16 protein-coding genes are annotated in these 15,385 nt (G+C 71.4%); 7 read left to right on the top strand and 9 right to left on the bottom strand.

The features are described 5' to 3' along the window. Nucleotides 1-3: 3 nt before the first annotated feature. The 3 genes from ACH499_RS28210 to ACH499_RS28220 form a co-directional block, all read right to left on the bottom strand. Nucleotides 4-438, bottom strand: a complete 435-nt coding sequence (locus tag ACH499_RS28210) for an NfeD family protein (protein ID WP_356205107.1) — start codon at nucleotides 436-438, stop codon at nucleotides 4-6. A gap of 161 nt (nucleotides 439-599) precedes the next feature. After that, on the bottom strand, nucleotides 600-2,078 hold the full coding sequence (gene hpnR / locus ACH499_RS28215) for a hopanoid C-3 methylase HpnR (RefSeq protein WP_356205108.1): 1,479 nt from the start codon (nucleotides 2,076-2,078) through the stop codon (nucleotides 600-602). A gap of 303 nt (nucleotides 2,079-2,381) precedes the next feature. Beyond that, nucleotides 2,382-3,629, bottom strand: coding sequence for a MalY/PatB family protein (locus ACH499_RS28220; RefSeq protein ID WP_399019218.1), 1,248 nt, complete (start codon nucleotides 3,627-3,629; stop codon nucleotides 2,382-2,384). 81 nt (nucleotides 3,630-3,710) lie between these two features. Here ACH499_RS28220 and ACH499_RS28225 point away from each other — a divergent pair, with 81 nt between their 5' ends. The 3 genes from ACH499_RS28225 to ACH499_RS28235 all read left to right on the top strand — a co-directional run bounded on the left by ACH499_RS28225 (nucleotide 3,711) and on the right by ACH499_RS28235 (nucleotide 6,311). Continuing rightward, nucleotides 3,711-4,196: an Lrp/AsnC family transcriptional regulator gene (locus ACH499_RS28225; protein ID WP_356205110.1), complete on the top strand. Its 486-nt coding sequence runs from the start codon at nucleotides 3,711-3,713 to the stop codon at nucleotides 4,194-4,196. A gap of 148 nt (nucleotides 4,197-4,344) precedes the next feature. Further along, the gene (locus ACH499_RS28230; RefSeq protein WP_399019220.1) at nucleotides 4,345-4,872 is read left to right on the top strand and encodes a RidA family protein; all 528 of its coding nucleotides are present in this window, start codon (nucleotides 4,345-4,347) and stop codon (nucleotides 4,870-4,872) included. A 23-nt stretch (nucleotides 4,873-4,895) separates the two neighbouring features. Next, a complete protein-coding gene (locus ACH499_RS28235) occupies nucleotides 4,896-6,311 on the top strand; it encodes an aminotransferase class V-fold PLP-dependent enzyme (RefSeq protein ID WP_399019222.1) in 1,416 nt (471 codons plus the stop codon). Nucleotides 6,312-6,396: 85 nt separating this feature from the next. On the opposite strand, the gene ACH499_RS28240 is transcribed toward ACH499_RS28235, so the two are convergent. From ACH499_RS28240 to ACH499_RS28250, 3 genes are read right to left on the bottom strand one after another with little or no spacing between them, the layout of a single operon-like run. Beyond that, nucleotides 6,397-6,657: a hypothetical protein gene (locus tag ACH499_RS28240; protein WP_356205113.1), complete on the bottom strand. Its 261-nt coding sequence runs from the start codon at nucleotides 6,655-6,657 to the stop codon at nucleotides 6,397-6,399. Next, nucleotides 6,654-7,280 carry a SigE family RNA polymerase sigma factor gene (locus ACH499_RS28245; RefSeq protein ID WP_356205114.1) on the bottom strand — a complete coding sequence of 209 codons (627 nt, stop codon included), beginning with the start codon at nucleotides 7,278-7,280 and terminating at the stop codon, nucleotides 6,654-6,656. Before ACH499_RS28245 ends, ACH499_RS28240 begins: the two co-directional genes overlap by 4 nt. Next, nucleotides 7,277-8,830: a sodium:solute symporter gene (locus ACH499_RS28250; RefSeq protein WP_399019224.1), complete on the bottom strand. Its 1,554-nt coding sequence runs from the start codon at nucleotides 8,828-8,830 to the stop codon at nucleotides 7,277-7,279. The genes ACH499_RS28245 and ACH499_RS28250 overlap by 4 nt, the downstream gene beginning before the upstream one ends. Before the next feature lie 460 nt (nucleotides 8,831-9,290). On the opposite strand from ACH499_RS28250, the gene ACH499_RS28255 reads away from it, so the two are divergent. Further along, nucleotides 9,291-11,471 carry a carbon starvation CstA family protein gene (locus ACH499_RS28255; RefSeq protein WP_399019225.1) on the top strand — a complete coding sequence of 727 codons (2,181 nt, stop codon included), beginning with the start codon at nucleotides 9,291-9,293 and terminating at the stop codon, nucleotides 11,469-11,471. Next, a complete protein-coding gene (locus tag ACH499_RS28260) occupies nucleotides 11,468-11,677 on the top strand; it encodes a YbdD/YjiX family protein (RefSeq protein ID WP_365594947.1) in 210 nt (69 codons plus the stop codon). Before ACH499_RS28255 ends, ACH499_RS28260 begins: the two co-directional genes overlap by 4 nt. 314 nt (nucleotides 11,678-11,991) lie before the next feature. Here ACH499_RS28260 and ACH499_RS28265 read toward each other — a convergent pair whose 3' ends face one another. Next, a complete protein-coding gene (locus ACH499_RS28265; protein WP_399019227.1) occupies nucleotides 11,992-12,189 on the bottom strand; it encodes a hypothetical protein in 198 nt (65 codons plus the stop codon). Next, entirely contained in the window at nucleotides 12,186-12,434 is a 249-nt protein-coding gene (locus ACH499_RS28270; RefSeq protein ID WP_399019229.1) for a YdeI family protein, read from the bottom strand. The genes ACH499_RS28265 and ACH499_RS28270 overlap by 4 nt, the downstream gene beginning before the upstream one ends. 132 nt (nucleotides 12,435-12,566) lie before the next feature. On the opposite strand from ACH499_RS28270, the gene ACH499_RS28275 reads away from it, so the two are divergent. After that, on the top strand, nucleotides 12,567-13,097 hold the full coding sequence (locus ACH499_RS28275; RefSeq protein ID WP_399019401.1) for a GNAT family N-acetyltransferase: 531 nt from the start codon (nucleotides 12,567-12,569) through the stop codon (nucleotides 13,095-13,097). A gap of 110 nt (nucleotides 13,098-13,207) precedes the next feature. After that, on the top strand, nucleotides 13,208-13,933 hold the full coding sequence (locus tag ACH499_RS28280) for a nitrilase-related carbon-nitrogen hydrolase (protein WP_399019231.1): 726 nt from the start codon (nucleotides 13,208-13,210) through the stop codon (nucleotides 13,931-13,933). A gap of 153 nt (nucleotides 13,934-14,086) precedes the next feature. Here ACH499_RS28280 and ACH499_RS28285 read toward each other — a convergent pair whose 3' ends face one another. Further along, on the bottom strand, nucleotides 14,087-15,349 hold the full coding sequence (locus tag ACH499_RS28285) for a nuclear transport factor 2 family protein (RefSeq protein WP_399019233.1): 1,263 nt from the start codon (nucleotides 15,347-15,349) through the stop codon (nucleotides 14,087-14,089). Nucleotides 15,350-15,385: the final 36 nt, after the last annotated feature.

The following is a 15,385-nucleotide window of genomic DNA, read 5'->3' on the forward strand; positions in this document are numbered from 1 at the left end:
ACTTCAGTCCCGTGGGTAGACGAAGGCGGTGGTGCCGCTGATCCGTATGACGTCGACGGTCGACCCGGGGGCGATCACCAGCGTCTCGTCATAGGCGCGGGCCGTCCACTCCTCACCGTCGATACGGACCCTGCCGCCCATGCCCGTCACCTCCGAGGTGACGTAGGCGGACTTGCCCACCAGCGCGTCGATGCCGAACCGTGCCGCCTGGGGCTGCCGCATCATGTGGCGCAGCGCGACCGGGCGCACGAACAGGACCGTGATCGTGGCGACCACGGCGTACACCAAGAACTGCCAGGGCACCGTCAACCCGGCGGCGGCGCATCCGGACGTGACCAGCGCGGCCGCGCTCAGCATGCCGAGCGCGGCGGTGAGCGTGAAGATCTCCGCCACCGCCAGAACGGCCGCGACGATCAGCCAGACGAGCCATGGATCCATGGCGCACCTCTTCTCGCCGGTGCGGCCACCGAGGGCGCGTCACGCCGTGCGGCTCTTCGGCCCACCGGACACTCTGCGGCACTTTGTTCGCAATTTTACCCAGGTGCCCCGCGTCGTTCGCATCACTCGACGGGCGCGGTGCCGGCGCCCCGCCCCGCCCCTCAGCCGTTGGCCCGAGGGGGACGGGAGTGGACGTACAGCTCCCGGCGGTCGCCGATCTCCACCTGCGGAGGGAGGGGCAGCTCGTAGCGCACCGGGCGCCGGTGGTCGGCGAGCTGCCGGGCGGGGTTGTAGACGCTGTTGAACTTCCACAGCATCCGCGCGAAGTTGGTCTGCCCGCGCAGCAGGTTCCGGCCCAGGACCCGACCCGCGCCGAGCGCCGTGCGCAGCCCCAGGTGCTTGCGGTTGATCACCGACTGGGTCCGCACCAGCTCCCGGTAGAACTCCTCCAGCGGCAGCCGGGTCGGCACCACGGCGTGCTGGATGTCGAAGAGCCGGTAGTCCCGGGTGGTCAGCCGCCGCGCCTCGGTGTGCCAGATCTCCGTACCCGGGTAGGGCGTCATCACGGTCAGGTGCACGATCTCCGGCACGGACAGGGCGAACTCCCTCACCAGCCGGAATCTGGCGGAGTCCCAGTCGGGGTCGACGATGAGGTTGATCGCCACCATGATGCCCAGCTTGCGGGCCGTCTCCAGGGCGTGGAAGTTCTCGTCGGGGCTGATCCGCTTGCGGAACTGGTCCAGGCCCTCCTCGTCGAGTGCCTCCATGCCGAGGAACATGTAGTTCAGACCCAGTCGCGCCCAGCGTTCGAAGACCTCGGTGTTGCGCAGCAGGACGTCGGCGCGGGTCTCCAGGTAGTAGCGCTTGCGGATGCGCCTGCGCTCCAGTTCGGCGGCGATGCCGTCGCCGTGCTCGGGCCGGATGAACGCCACGTCGTCGACGACGAACACGTTGGGTTCCCGGATGCTCGCCAGCTCGTCCGCGACCGCCTCCGGGGACGCCTTGCGGTAGTTGCGGCCGTAGAAGGTCCACGCCGAGCAGAACGAGCAGTCCCACGGGCAGCCCCGGGTGAACTCGATGGACGCGCACGGATCGAGTTCCCCGATGAAGTACCGGTTGCGGCGCCGCATGAGGTCCCGGGCGGGGCGGGGCGTGTCGATGCCGTGCATCAGCGTGGGCGCCGGGCCGCGGCCGTGCGGGGTGACGACGCCGGGCACGCCCTCGACCCCGCCGTCGCGTACGGCCTCCAGCAGGGGTCCGACGGCGGGTTCCCCCTCGCCCTTCACCACGGCGTCGACGGCCCCCCGCGCCTGCTCCAGCACGTCGTCGGCGACGAAGGACACGCTGTGCCCGCCGAAGAACACGAAGCAGTCCGGCAGGGCGGCCTTCACCCGTGCGGCGATCTCGATGGCCTCGGGGATGTTGGCCAGGTAGTTGAGGGAGATGCCGAGTGCCTGGGGACGGAATCCGGCGATCTCCTTGTCCAGGTCGCGGTGCGAGAGCACCTGGAGGTCGACCGCGCGGACCTCGTGGCCCAGCTCGCGCGCCGCGCCGGCCACACGTTCGAGCCCGAGCGGCTCCAGCCGGAGAAAGATCTCCGAGTACATCAGAGCGCTGGGGTGGACGAGCAGCAGACGCATGGGTCACCTCAGGTACGCGTGGCCGGCCACCTCGGGTGCCGACCGGAGTTCACTGGGGTAACCGATCACCGTCGTCGCGAAACGCCGGAGGGCTCCGATGCGTACGAACGGCACACCCCGTCACCCGGCCGAGGGTCCGCCACAAGAGCCCGCCGGCGACGACGGCGAGGACGACGGCGCGCGAGCCGACGACGAGGGGGAACGCGCCTGGGACGGGACATGCCGCAAGGCTTCCGGTCGAGCCGCTTGGGCCGTCGGGCACATCCCCCACCCGCCCCCGAGGTCCCCTCCAGGTTTCCCCTGTCAGAGGCTCCCGACGGCGGTGAGCAGCCGGCCGATGGCCTCGTCCACCGTGGAGCGGGGGCAGCCCAGGTTGACCCGCATGTATCCGTGGCCCTCGATGCCGAACTTCTGTCCCTTGTCCAGCCACAGCCGGGCCTTGGTGAGCATGAACGTGTTCAGCGACTCGGCGTCCATCCCGAGGCCCCGGCAGTCCATCCACGCCAGGTACAGGGAGTCGGCGGGCAGGACGCGCACCTTGGACGTGGCGGAGTTGACCGTCCGCGCGAAGTGGGCGTGGTTGGCCCGCAGGTAGGTGAGCAGGTCCTCCAGCCACGGCTCACCGTGCGTGTAGGCGGCTTCGGCGGCGACCATGCCCAGCACGTTGACCAGCGGCATCATGTTGCGCTCGTACTGGCGGGCCAGTTCGGCGCGCAGCCGCGGGTCGGGGACGAAGACGTTGGCGCTCTGCAGGCCGGGGAGGTTGAACGTCTTGCTGGGGGCGGTGCAGGTGATGCTGTTGCGCGCGAACCGCTCGCCGAGCGAGGCGAACGGGATGTGCTTCCTGCCCGGGTCGAGGACGAGGTCCTGGTGGATCTCGTCGGAGACGACCAGGACGCCGTGGCGGGCGCAGATCTCGCCCATGGTCCGCAGTTCGTCCTCGGTCCACACGTTTCCGGTGGGGTTGTGGGGGTGGCTGAGGATGAACAGCTTGGTGTCGGGGCGGATGGCGGCCTCGAAGGTCCGGGCGTCGAACCGGTAGCCGTCGTCGGTCCTCCGCAGGGGCGCGTACGCGAGGTGGCGGCCGTTGCGCAGGACGTCGTCGTGGAAGTGGGCGTAGACCGGCGGCTGGATCAGGACCGAGTCGCCCGGCGCGGAGAACGCCTGCACGACCGTCTTGAGCGTGGTGATGACGCCGGGGGTCTGCATCACCCACTCGCGCGGCACCTCCCAGCCGAACCGCTTGGCCTGCCAGCCGGTCACGGCGTCCGTATAGCTGTCCGTCGCCCCGCCGGGATAACCGAAGACGCCGTGGTCCACGGCCTCGTGGAGCGCGTCGATGACGACCTGGGGTGCCTTGAAGTCGGTGTCGGCGACCCACATGGGCAGCGGGTCGGCGGCGGCCTCCTCCGGGCTCAGGAGCTGATGGGCGCAGGCCCACTTCATGGAGTTGCTGTTCCTGCGGTCGACGACGGTGTCGAATACCGGTCCGCCGGTGCGGGCCGGGACGGCCGGTCGTATCCGGTCACGGGAGGTGGGGTCGGTTGCCATGGCTGGATGCTAGCCACGACACCGCGCAAAGTGTTCGTGAGTTTTGCCCACCCCGGGGCTGCCAGGGCTAATATTTCGCGCATGGACGCCATGGATCGCAAGATTGTTGCCCTCCTCCAGGCCGAAGGCCGGATCACGCTCACCGATCTGGCCGAGCGGGTCCGGCTCAGCGTCTCCCGGTGCCAGCGACGCGTCCGTGACCTGGAGGCGGCCGGTGTCATCCGGGGATACCGTGCCGTCGTCGACGCGGCGGCCATGGGATACGGATTCGAGGTGCTGGCGTTCGCCACCCTCGGCCGGCCCGACGCGATCACCGACTTCGACGCGGCGCTCGCGGACATCCCCGAGATCGTCGAGGCGCAGCGGCTGTTCGGCGAACCCGACTACCTGATCCGCGTCGTCACCGCCGACCTGCCGTCCTACCAGCACCTCTACGAGACCGTGCTCATCCACCTGCCGGGCGTGCGCAGCCTCAACTCGACCATCGTGATGAAGCAGGCGGTGCGGCCCCGGCCCCTGCCCGCGCGGGCGCCGCGTCACGTCGCGCCGCCCGCCTCCCCCGCCTGAGGACGACGGGCGGCGCGCCGGCCCCGGGTCCGCCGGTGATCCGCCGCGCGGTGAGAAAGTCGCGGCTCCCGTAAACCTTCCCCCTCCTGCCGCAACCAACAAGCACCACGCCGCGCAGGCGTACGTGTTGACGATCAGGAGGAACCTCGTGACGACAGCGCCCCACTCACCACCCCGCCCCGGACCCGCGGAGGGCGGCCGCCGCAACTCCCGGCGGACCCTGCTCGCCCTGGGCGCGGCCGCCGTCCTGATCGCGGGCGCGGGAGCAGCGTCCGCCGACACCGATCACACATGGCACAGGGCCATCTCCACACCGGACGCGCCGGCCGCCATCGGGCCCTACTCGCAGGGCATCTCGGCCGGGAACCTCGTCTTCGTGTCCGGACAGCTCCCGATCGACCCCGCGACCGGGCAGATTCCGGCGGACGCCTCCGTCGAGGAGCAGACGCGCCGGGCCCTGCGCAGCGTCCAGGCGGTCCTCGAGGCCGACCGGCTGTCGCTGGACCACGTCGTGAACACCACGGTCTATCTGGCCGACCTGGACGACTTCGCCCGCTTCAACGCCGCGTACGCCGAGTTCTTCGGCTCCTCCGCCCCGCCCGCCCGGGCCACCGTCGAAGTGGCGCGACTGCCGCGCGACGCCAAGGTCGAGATCTCCGCAATCGCCGTCCGCTGAGCGATCACCGAAAAGAGAATGACATGTCCCTGACCAAACTGAACTCCCGTGCGGGCGCCGGGGTCTCACGGCGCGGATTCGTCGGCCTGCTGGGCGCGGGTGCCGCCTCCGTCGGCATCGGGTCGGTCGGCGTCTCACCTGCCGCGGCCGCCGGCGGCGCGACGTCCGCCGCTCTTCCGCCCGCTTCCTCGCCGGAGTTCTGGAAGGCCGTGGAGCGGCTGTTCGTGCTGGACGAGAAGGTCCTGTTCATGAACGTCGGCACCGTCGGCTCGCCCCCGCGCGAGGTGCTCGACACCCTCGACCGGGTCCACCGCGAGGTGGCCGTCAAGGCGACCTCCTCCTACAGCGACTTCGCCGACGTGCGGGCCGTGGCGGCGCAGGGATACGGGTGCGATCCCGACGAGGTCGTCATCACGCACAACACCAGCGACGGCATGTCGAAGATCCTGGCCGGGCTCGCCCTGAAGGAGGGCGACGAGATCCTCACCACCAACCACGAGCACTCCGGCGGGAACGTGCCGATCGCGCTGGCCCGGGACCGCCACGGGGTCGTGATCAAGCGGGTGGCCCTCCCGGTCGGCAACGGGCAACGGGCCGAGGACTACGTCGAGTTGTTCCGCCGGGCCATCACCCCGCGGACCAAGGTGCTGATGTTCTCCGCGCCCACCTACAAGACGGGCACGATGCTGCCCGTCGCGATGCTGGCCAAGCTCGCCCAGGACCACGGCCTGATCAGCGTCGTCGACGGCGCCCACATACCGGGCATGATGGCGTACGACTTCCACGAACTCGGCGTGGACTTCCTCGCCGGCTCCGCGGCGAAGTGGCAGTGCGGGCCGGGCGGTACCGGCGTGCTCTACATCCGCAACAAGGTGCTCCCCCGCTACAACCCCAACCCGCTGCCCGAGTTCTGGCCCGTGGTCTCCAGCTCGTACCCGGCGGAGGGCGGAGTGCCGCCGCGCACGTCGGGAGCGACGGCGAGCTACGACATCGCCGCGATGCTCCAGAGCGTCGGCAACAGCAGCCTGGCGATCATGAGCGGTGTCCGCAACGTCTGCGAGATCTGGGACCGTATCGGACGCGACAGGATCCAGGAACGCGTCCTCCAGCTCTCCGCGTACACCAAGGACCTGATCGCCGAGCGCTGGGGCGTCGGCTCCCTCTACTCGCCGAAGGACGACCCCCGGCTGGTCTGCGGGCTCACCTCCCTCGCGCCGTTCCGCGACCCGCGCGACGTCCACGACGCGGCGAAGACCGCCAAGCTCGTCGCACGGCTCAAGGACGAGTACGGCATCGTGATCCGCACCAGCGACTTCCCGGTCGTCGGATCCGCCAGACCGCACCAGGCGGTCCGCATCTCCACGCACCTCTTCCACCAGGAGGAGGACGTGGAGCGTGTGGTCGAAGCACTGTGGCGGCTCTCCGGCGACATGAGCTGACCCTGCGTACGCCGAGGGGCCGCGGATCGACTCCGCGGCCCCTCGGCGTCGTCGCGTCCCGCGCCCGGCGGCCCGCGCCGCGGCCTCAGGGCTGGACGACCACGTCGATGCGTTCGTGACGCGGGGCCGGGTCCGGCTCGCTGAGGGAGTTCAGCGCCCACAGCCCCACCACGTCGGCGACGGCCACGATCAGCACGGCCAGCACCAGCATGACCAGCCGCCGCCTGCGGTCCCGGCGCTGCCACTCCTCTCGCGCCCGGGCATAGGTGTCCGGTGACGGCACCACCGTCGAGGCGAGCGAGTCGAGGGTGTCGCGCAGCCGGGTCTCGGGGTCGTCGACACTCATCGATGCGTTCCCATGGCACGCGAGAGGGCGTGCATGCCACGGGAGATGTGCGACTTGACCGCGCCGGGGCTGATCCCCATGGCGTCGGCTATCTCCCGTTCCTTGAGGTCCATCCAGTACCGCAGCACCAGAGCCTCCCTCTGCCGTGTCGGCAAGTTCTTCAGTGCGTCGACGACCTGCCGCTGGTCCTCGTGCAGCATCGCGGTCGACTCGGCGGAGGCGATGGTCTCGAGCTGCACGTCCGCATGGCGACGCGAGACCTGCAGACGCCGTATCCGCATCCGGACGAGATTGCACACCACGGAACGAAGGTACGCGGCCGCGGACTCCGGCGCACGAAGTCGGTACCAGCGGCTGTGCAGCACGCAGAACGCCTCCGCCACGACGTCCTCGGCGTCCTGGTCGGCTCCCAGCAGCACGGCCAGCCGCACCAGTTGGGCGTGGTGGCCGTCGAAGAGCCGGATCATCGCGGTTTCGCGTTCCACGTCGCGCAGGTCCACGCCGGGTTCGGTGCCGGCCGGGAGCGAAGGGCCGTCCGCGGCGCCCGGGGGGCCGGGGATCCGGTCCCCGAGCGTCGTCGTGCGGCCGTCGGTGCGGCGCCAGGGCTTGTCCGTCTCCCTCACTTGGCCACCCCGTTCCGGCGCACCGCGCCGCCGGCCGGTCCGAGCAGCCCCGACAGTCCGCGGGGCACGCCGACGCGGTCCAGCAGCGGGCTCGTCACCGCCACCACCGAGAGGTTGACGGCGAGGCCGACGACGCCCGCGTACACCTGGACGTCCAGCGGGCCGTACGAGAGCCGCACGAGGGAGGAGAAGCCTCCCCGGCTCACCAGCGCGGTGCCGACCAGCATGCCCAGCAGCCAGCCCGAGAGCAGGGAGACGCGGTGCGGGGTGCGGTGCAGGAGCCCCAGCACGATCGAGGGCAGGATCTGGAGGACCCACACCGCCCCCAGCAGATGCAGGTTGATGGCGGCCTGGTCGCGCACCCCCAGCGCGAACGCCAGCGCCCCGACCTTGACGACCAACGACATCAGCCGGGCCGTCCGGGTCACCTGCGCACCGGTGGCCGTGGGGTTCACGAACTCCAGGTAGACGTTCCGGGCGAAGAGGGTCGCCGCGCCGATGGACATCACGGCGGCCGGCACCAGCGCCGCCACCACGACGGCGCCCAGGATCAGCCCGGCCGCCCACCCAGGTGCGAGTTCGCGGACGAGCAGCGGGATCGCCAGTTCGCTGCGCCCCTGCGGGGGGTTCACTCCCGCCGCGAGGGCCGCGATGCCGAAGAGGGCGAACAGGCCGAGCATCGCCGTCCACCCGAAGAGGGCGACGGACGTCCTGCGCAGCACGTCGCCGGAGCGGGCGGAGAACGCGACCTGGAGGACGTGCGGGAAGGCGAACAGCGCCAGGGCCGAGCCCACGAAGAGCGAGACGTACGCCGGTGTCAGCGAGGGGTCCGGTACGAGCGCGGCGGCGCCCTCCTGGGCCGAGAAGGCCGCCTCGGCGCGGGCGAAGAGCTCGGCCGGCGACCCGAGTCCGGTCAGGACGAGTCCGGCGACGGCGACGGTCGCGCCGATGACGAGCGCCGCCTTGACGACCGAGACCAGGGTGGGGGCTCTCAGTCCGTAACGGTAGGTGGAGACGGCGAGCACGGCGAACACCGCGGTGAGGGCCAGGTCGCCCATGAGCCCGTCCTGCCGCATCCCCAGCACGCTGAGCACGGCGCGCAGGCCGAGCAGTTGGAGCGCGATGTACGGCATCAGGGCGAAGATGCCGGTCAGCGAGACGGCGAGGGCGAGGAGCGGCGACCCGTAGCGCACCCGCACGAAGTCGGCGACGGTGACGTGCCCGTGGGCCCGCGCCGTCGCCGCCAGCCGCGGCAGCAGGACGAAGCCGATCGCACAGATGATCACCGTGTAGGGCAGGGCGTAGAACCCGATGCCGCCGGAGGTGAAGACGGCGGCCGGCACGGCGGTGAAGGTGTACGCCGTGTACACGGTGCCGCCGAGCAGGCACCAGAGAAGACCGCTGCCCTGCCCACGGCCGGCCAGGGCCCAGTCCTCGAGTTCCGTCCCGGCCCCGGTTCCTCCCGGAGCCGGGCGGGCACCCCGCAAGGCGATCGCCGACCCGACGAGGACGACGATCGAACAAGTGATGACAGCGCCAGGGCTGTTCATGGCTCCTCCACGCTCGAAGTGACGCGATGTCAGTCCGGAGCGCGGCCGGTCCCGTTCCCCGGGAGCGACGCCCTGTGCCGCCGGGAAGAGAACTCGGCCGAGTCGCGGTAAACCCTCTCGGGTCACCGAGCAACTACCGGACGCGAACCCCGTGCCAGGAGGCCGTCGTCAGGCCGGAAGCCATCAGCGTCGAGCGAGATCGACCCTGACCGCTGAGGAGTGAACCACTGATTCCAGCCAATGAACAGCCCATCGACGCAGAGCGGTACACGGCCGCGGCGAAGGGCATCACCTGCCCGAACGCCGCCGCGGATGTCCGTGGATCACGACGCTGAGCTGGCTGAGAAGCACCCTGGCGCCCCGCTGCCGGCGGCACCGGGAGCAACGCCGGCCCGGCCCGGCACCGCCCGCCCGTGGGCGAGGCAGGGCAACTGCCCGCCGACGGGACCCCCTTACTGAGATGCGCCCGCATCCCCGACCACTTGGAGCCACCGTGTCCGTCAACGGCGCCCGCAGCACGCGGCCACCCCTGAAATCGATCCTCATATGGACGGGCGTCGCCCTGGTCGGCGCCGCCGCGTGGGGCGTGGTCGCCCTGTCCCGGGGGGAGGACGTCTCCGCGATCTGGCTGGTCGCTGCGGCCCTCGGCTCGTACGCGATCGCCTATCGCTTCTACTCGCGTTTCATCGCCCGCCGTGTCCTCGAACTCGACGACACGAGAGCGACGCCGGCCGAACGCCTCGACGACGGCATCGACTTCCAGCCCACCGACCGGCGCATCCTGTTCGGGCACCACTTCGCCGCCATCGCGGGAGCCGGCCCGCTCGTCGGACCCGTCATGGCCGCGCAGATGGGTTATCTCCCGGGCACCCTCTGGATCGTCGTCGGAGTGATCTTCGCCGGAGCGGTCCAGGACATGGTCGTGCTGTTCGTCTCGATGCGACGGGACGGCAAGAGTCTCGGGCAGATGGCGCGCGACGAGATCGGCAGGGTCGGCGGCGTGGCCGCGCTGATCGCCGTCCTCGCCATCATGGTCATCATCCTCGCGGTACTCGCCCTCGTCGTCGTCAACGCCCTGGCGCAGTCCCCGTGGGGCACGTTCTCGGTGACCATGACGATCCCCATCGCCCTGTTCATGGGCTTCTACATGCGCTACCTGCGGCCGGGCCGGGTCCTCGAGACCAGCCTCATCGGCGTCGCCCTCCTGCTGCTGGCGATCGTCGGCGGCGGCTGGGTCGAGAACTCCTCGCTCGCCGGCACGTTCACCTGGGCGCCGACGACGCTGGTCTTCTGCCTGATCGGATACGGCTTCGTCGCCTCGGTCCTGCCCGTGTGGATGCTGCTGGCGCCCCGCGACTACCTGTCCACCTTCATGAAGATCGGCACGATCGTGCTGCTCGCCGTCGGCGTGGTGTTCAGCGCACCGCTGCTGAAGAACGACGCCGTGAGCCAGTTCGCCTCCTCGGGCACCGGACCGGTCTTCGCCGGGGCGCTGTTCCCGTTCCTGTTCATCACCATCGCCTGCGGCGCGCTGTCCGGCTTCCACGCCCTCGTGGCCTCCGGCACCACCCCCAAGCTCATCCAGAAGGAGTCGCAGGTACGGCTCATCGGCTACGGCGCGATGCTCATGGAGTCGTTCGTCGCCGTGATGGCGCTCATCGCGGCCTCCGTCCTCGACCCCGGCCTGTACTACGCCATGAACGCACCGGCGGGCCTGCTCGGCACCACGGTGGACAGCGCCTCCCAGGCGGTGGCGAACCTCGGCTTCACCATCAGCCCGGAGGACCTGGCGGCGGCGGCCAAGTCCGTGGAGGAACAGACCCTGATCGCCCGCACCGGCGGCGCGCCCACCCTGGCCCTCGGCATGTCGGAGATCTTCTCGGGGATCTTCGGTGGCGCCGCCATGAAGGCGTTCTGGTACCACTTCGCCATCATGTTCGAGGCGTTGTTCATCCTGACCACCGTGGACGCCGGCACCCGGGTCGGCCGCTTCATGCTCCAGGACATGCTCGGCAACGTCTGGAAGCCCATCGGCCGGGTCTCCTGGAAGCCGGGCATCTGGATCACCAGCGCCGTCATGGTCGCCATGTGGGGCTACTTCCTGTACGTCGGCGCCACCGACCCGCTCGGCGGGATCAACCAGCTCTTCCCGCTGTTCGGCATCGCCAACCAACTGCTGGCGGCCATCGCGCTGGCCCTGTGCACCACGCTGCTCATCAAGGCCGGCAAGCTGCGCTGGGCCTGGGTCACGGGCGTCCCGCTGGTGTGGGACCTGGCGGTCACGTTCATCGCCGGCTGGCAGAAGATCTTCGCCGACGACCCGAAGATCGGCTTCTTCGCGCAGCGCTCGCTGTACGCGGACGCGCTCGACGAGGGGAAGATCCTCGCCCCGGCCAAGTCGCTTCAGGACATGGAGACGGTGGTGCTCAACTCGACGGTGGACGGCGTCGTCATGGCCGCCTTCCTCGTCATGGTGGTACTCGTGGTCGGGCACGCCGCCGTGATCTGCGTCCGCGCCGTACGGTCCCGGGAGCCGCTGCCCACGACGGAGGCGCCCCACGTCGAATCCGCCATCACCGTCCCGGCGTCCCGCTCCGGAGCCCTCGCCGACGCGTCCGCCGAGCCGGCGGGCAGGCCGTGAGCCGGATCGCGCTTCCCGGCCCGCTGACCCGGCTGCTGGGGGGACTCGCCTGGTATCTGCGGGAGATCTCGGGCACGGCGGACTACGAACGCCACTGCCGGCGGCACAGGGAGCGGCATCCCGGCGAACCGGTGCCCACCCGGCGGGCGTACGAACGCCACCGGACGCGTCACCGCGAGGCCAACCCGCAGAGCCGCTGCTGCTGATCGCCCCACTCCGCCGGGGCGCGAGCGGCGCGGCCGCGTGCCCCGGCGGCGCACTCCCCCACCCATACACGCCGGCTATGACGGCATCACGGAAGGGCCCCTACCGGGGCACGGCTTCCTCACCTACCTTCGCTGGAGCCCCGTGCCCGTCCCCGCCCGACTCGACAGCCAGGAAGCCAGGCGCCCCCGTGTCCCGCCCCGAAGCCCCGCCCCGAACGAAAGGAGTGTGAGCGTCCGCGGTCCGGGCGACAGTGGTCCGGGAGTTCCGCCGGGCCCCTCAGCCTTCGCCGCCCGCCGTCCCTCCGCCAGGTCCCCTACCGCCCGCTCCAGCCGCGTACGCCGGTCTTTGGCGTCGCGGCCCGGAGCAGCGGGAGCATCGCGAGGTAACGCGCGGTCCGGTCGAGCGCGTAGGCGCGGTCCCAGCGGCCGTCCTCCCGGGCCCGTCGGACCTCGGCGAGACCGGGCTCCCGCATCCGGCCCGCCGCCGGCGCCGCGACCTTCTCGACGTTCACGCGCGACCACAGGCTCTCGGCCGCCGTGGCCCGTACTTCTGCAGGTGGTACCGCTCGTCCAGGCCCCGCCGCTGCCCGGAGATGCAGCCCCAGCACAGCCCCACGTCGACCAGTTCGCCGTCCGTGACCGACGCGATCCCCGACGCCTTCTTCGCGACCTCGACCCACACGCCCTCGCGTCGGCCGTGGTGCTCGGCCGGCCACTCCTCGAAGGGGGCCGCATCCGGGAACACGACGACTTCCACCCCGTTGAACTCCTCCGTACCGGCCAGCCGGCCGGGCCGCGTGCCGGTGCTCCTGGACCCACAGGGCCGTAAAGCACTTGTGGCCATCGGCCCGTTGCCCGTAGGGATGGGGCCGTGATCAGAAACGGCAAGGTGCTGCTTCGAGCGCGGCGCGAGAGCGATGTGGACGTTCTCCACCGAGAGCTGTACGAGGACGTCGCCACCCGAGTCCGTGGTGACAGCCGTCCGTGGCGGCCGTTGCCGGCGGGGGACCGATCGCCCTTCGCCGTGCCTCCGCCCGATGACGAGACCCCCTGCTTCACCGTGGAGGACGTGGCCTCGCACGACGTGGCGGGCGAGGCGATCGTGTGGGGCACGGACCTCCACAACCGCTCCGCCCACCTCGGCCTGGCGCTGCGCCCGGGGTTCCGCGGTCGTGGACTGGCCACCGACACGGTGGCCGCCCTGTGCACCTACGGCTTCGCCGTCCGGGGTCTCCACAGGCTCCAGGTGGAGACCCTCGCGGACAACACACCGATGCTCCGGGCCGCGCGACGGGCGGGGTTCACCGTCGAGGGCACGCTGCGCCGTAGCTCATGGGTCTGGGGCGCATGGGCCGACGAGGTGATCCTCGGCCTCCTCGCGGAGGACTGGGCCCGCGACGGTGACAGCATCCTCCGCTGAGTCGCGCGGCCCCGGGTTCTGGAGGCGATCAACCCGCGTTCCCGTCCGTGGGCCTCCGGGATCGTCGACGGAGCTTGCCAAATGCGCGGTGGCGTTCCTAGCTTCGGGTCATGAGTCCCGAGACCTCCACGCCCCGCCGCACCGTGACGGCCGCCGTCGTCCAGGCGTCCGCCCCGCTGTTCGACACGCCGACCGCGCTGGCCCGCGCCGAGGAACTGATCCGCGAGGCCGCCGGCCGGGGCGCCGAGGTCGTCGTCCTCCCCGAGGCGTTCCTCGGCGGCTACCCCAAGGGGCTGGACTTCGACGTGACGGTCGGCAGCCGCACCCCGGCCGGCCGTGACCTGTTCCGCCGCTACCACGCGGCGGCCGTCGAGGTCCCCGGGCCGGAGGTCGAGGCTCTGGCCGCGCTCACCCGCGAGCTGGGCTGCCACGCCGTGGTCGGCGCGGTCGAACGCCGGGGCGGCACGCTGTACTGCGTCGCGCTCTTCTTCGGACCCGGCGGCTACCTGGGCCTGCACCGCAAGCTGATGCCCACGGCCGCCGAACGCTACGTGTGGGGACAGGGAGACGGCTCCACCCTCCCCGTGGTCGACACCGGCCAGGGCGACGAGCCCGACACGGTCCTGATCGGCGGTGGCTCCGTCATCGTCTCCCCGCTCGGCGAGGTCCTGGCCGGGCCGCTCCGCGACGGCGAGGGCATCCTGACCGCCGAACTCGACCTGGACGACCTGGCCCGGGCCCGTTTCGACCTCGACGTCACGGGCCACTACGCCCGCCCCGACGTCTTCACCCTCCACGTCGACGCATCGGCCCGCACCGCCGTCACCACGAGCTGACGGGACGGCGGATCTCGGCGCCGGTTCCCGCGTACGCGGACGGCCACCCCGGCCGAGCCCCGTTCACGGCGCGGTCTTCACTCGTACGCGCTGATCGACGGCCTGACCGATCCCGGATGGCGTCCTCCTGCGCCGAACGGGCACGGGCCGAACTCACCGGCCTGCCGGGCGGCGACCGACTGGCGGAACTGGCCTCGTCGGCGGCCGACCGTCAGTGCTGAGCCCGTGAGGGACGTCCACGCGTACGGAGCCGCTCTCCCAGGAGTGGCGGTGGTACGCCTTGTTGGCGATGCGCCAGCCGTCGTCGGCGCGGACCAGCAGGAAGACGTCGGTGAACGTGTCCGCGCCGTGCGAGAGCGTCATGGTGGCGGTCGCGACGGTGCCGTGGACGTCGACGGCGTCGATGCGCCGGGTGCGGGCCGGTTCGTCCGGGGCGGGCCGGCCCGGGAAGAGGGCGCAGTACTCGTCCAGGCGCCAGGAGACGAACGTGCCGTCCCTGATCCCTTCGACATGGGCGGTGGGAAGGAACGCCTCGCGGAAGTGGGCGGGGTCGCCGGTGGCGTGTCCGCGGACGTAGGCGCGGAGCGGTTCGAGCACGGCGTCCTCCACGGCGGGGACCGTGGCGGCGACGGCGATGCCGGCCTGCGCGTCGGCGGAGGTGCCGGTCAGGCCCGTCGCGCCGCGCAAGGGGGCGTCCGAAGCGCCGGGCGGCGGAGTTACGTCCTTGGCCGGAGCGGCGATGCTGGACTGCGCCGTAGGGGCGGGAGGTTCGCCGAGGAGGAAGCCTCGCTTGCGGGCCACGAGCCCTCCGAGCTGCCCGAGTTCGAGGATGTCCAGCGTCTGGGCGCGGGGCAGGCCGAGGGCGTCGGCCTGCCTCAGGGAGTCGCGCAGCGCGAGGACGGCTCCGGCGAGGCTGTTGTCGGCGATCAGCTTGAGCGCGGCGGCGGTGGAGGCGTCGTCGACGCGTCGCACGGTGCCCAGCGTTTCCAGTACCGGCCGGGCCGCGTCCAGCGTGTGGTGGCCGGCGGCGGCGAGGATCCGCAGGGTGCCCGCCTCGGCTGCCGCAACGGAGCCGAGCACGGGCGCGTGGACGTAGGAGGGGCCGAGTCGCCGGGCCAGTGCCGAGGCTTCGGCGGGAGCGACGGTGCTGGTGTTGACGACGACGGTGTCCGCGCGCAGCGACGCGCGCACGTCGTCGAGGACCTGCCGGCAGGCCGGGCCGTCGAACAGGGCCAGGAGTACGAGGTCGGCCCGTGCCACCGCCTCGTTCGGGTCTCCGGTCGTCCTGACGGTGGCCGACGCGCGCCCTGAGCGCGTCCAGCCGACGACCTCCCGGTCCTGGGCGGCCAGTCGCGTCGCGATCGCTTCGCCCATGCGCCCCAGACCGAGGACGGCGATCCTTTGCAGTGTGGTCATGCGCGCCACGATGGTGAACGCCGAGGGGTGCCACAA

It is taken from the genome of Streptomyces sp. NPDC018947, assembly GCF_044390505.1.
Classification (GTDB): Bacteria; Actinomycetota; Actinomycetes; order Streptomycetales; family Streptomycetaceae; genus Streptomyces.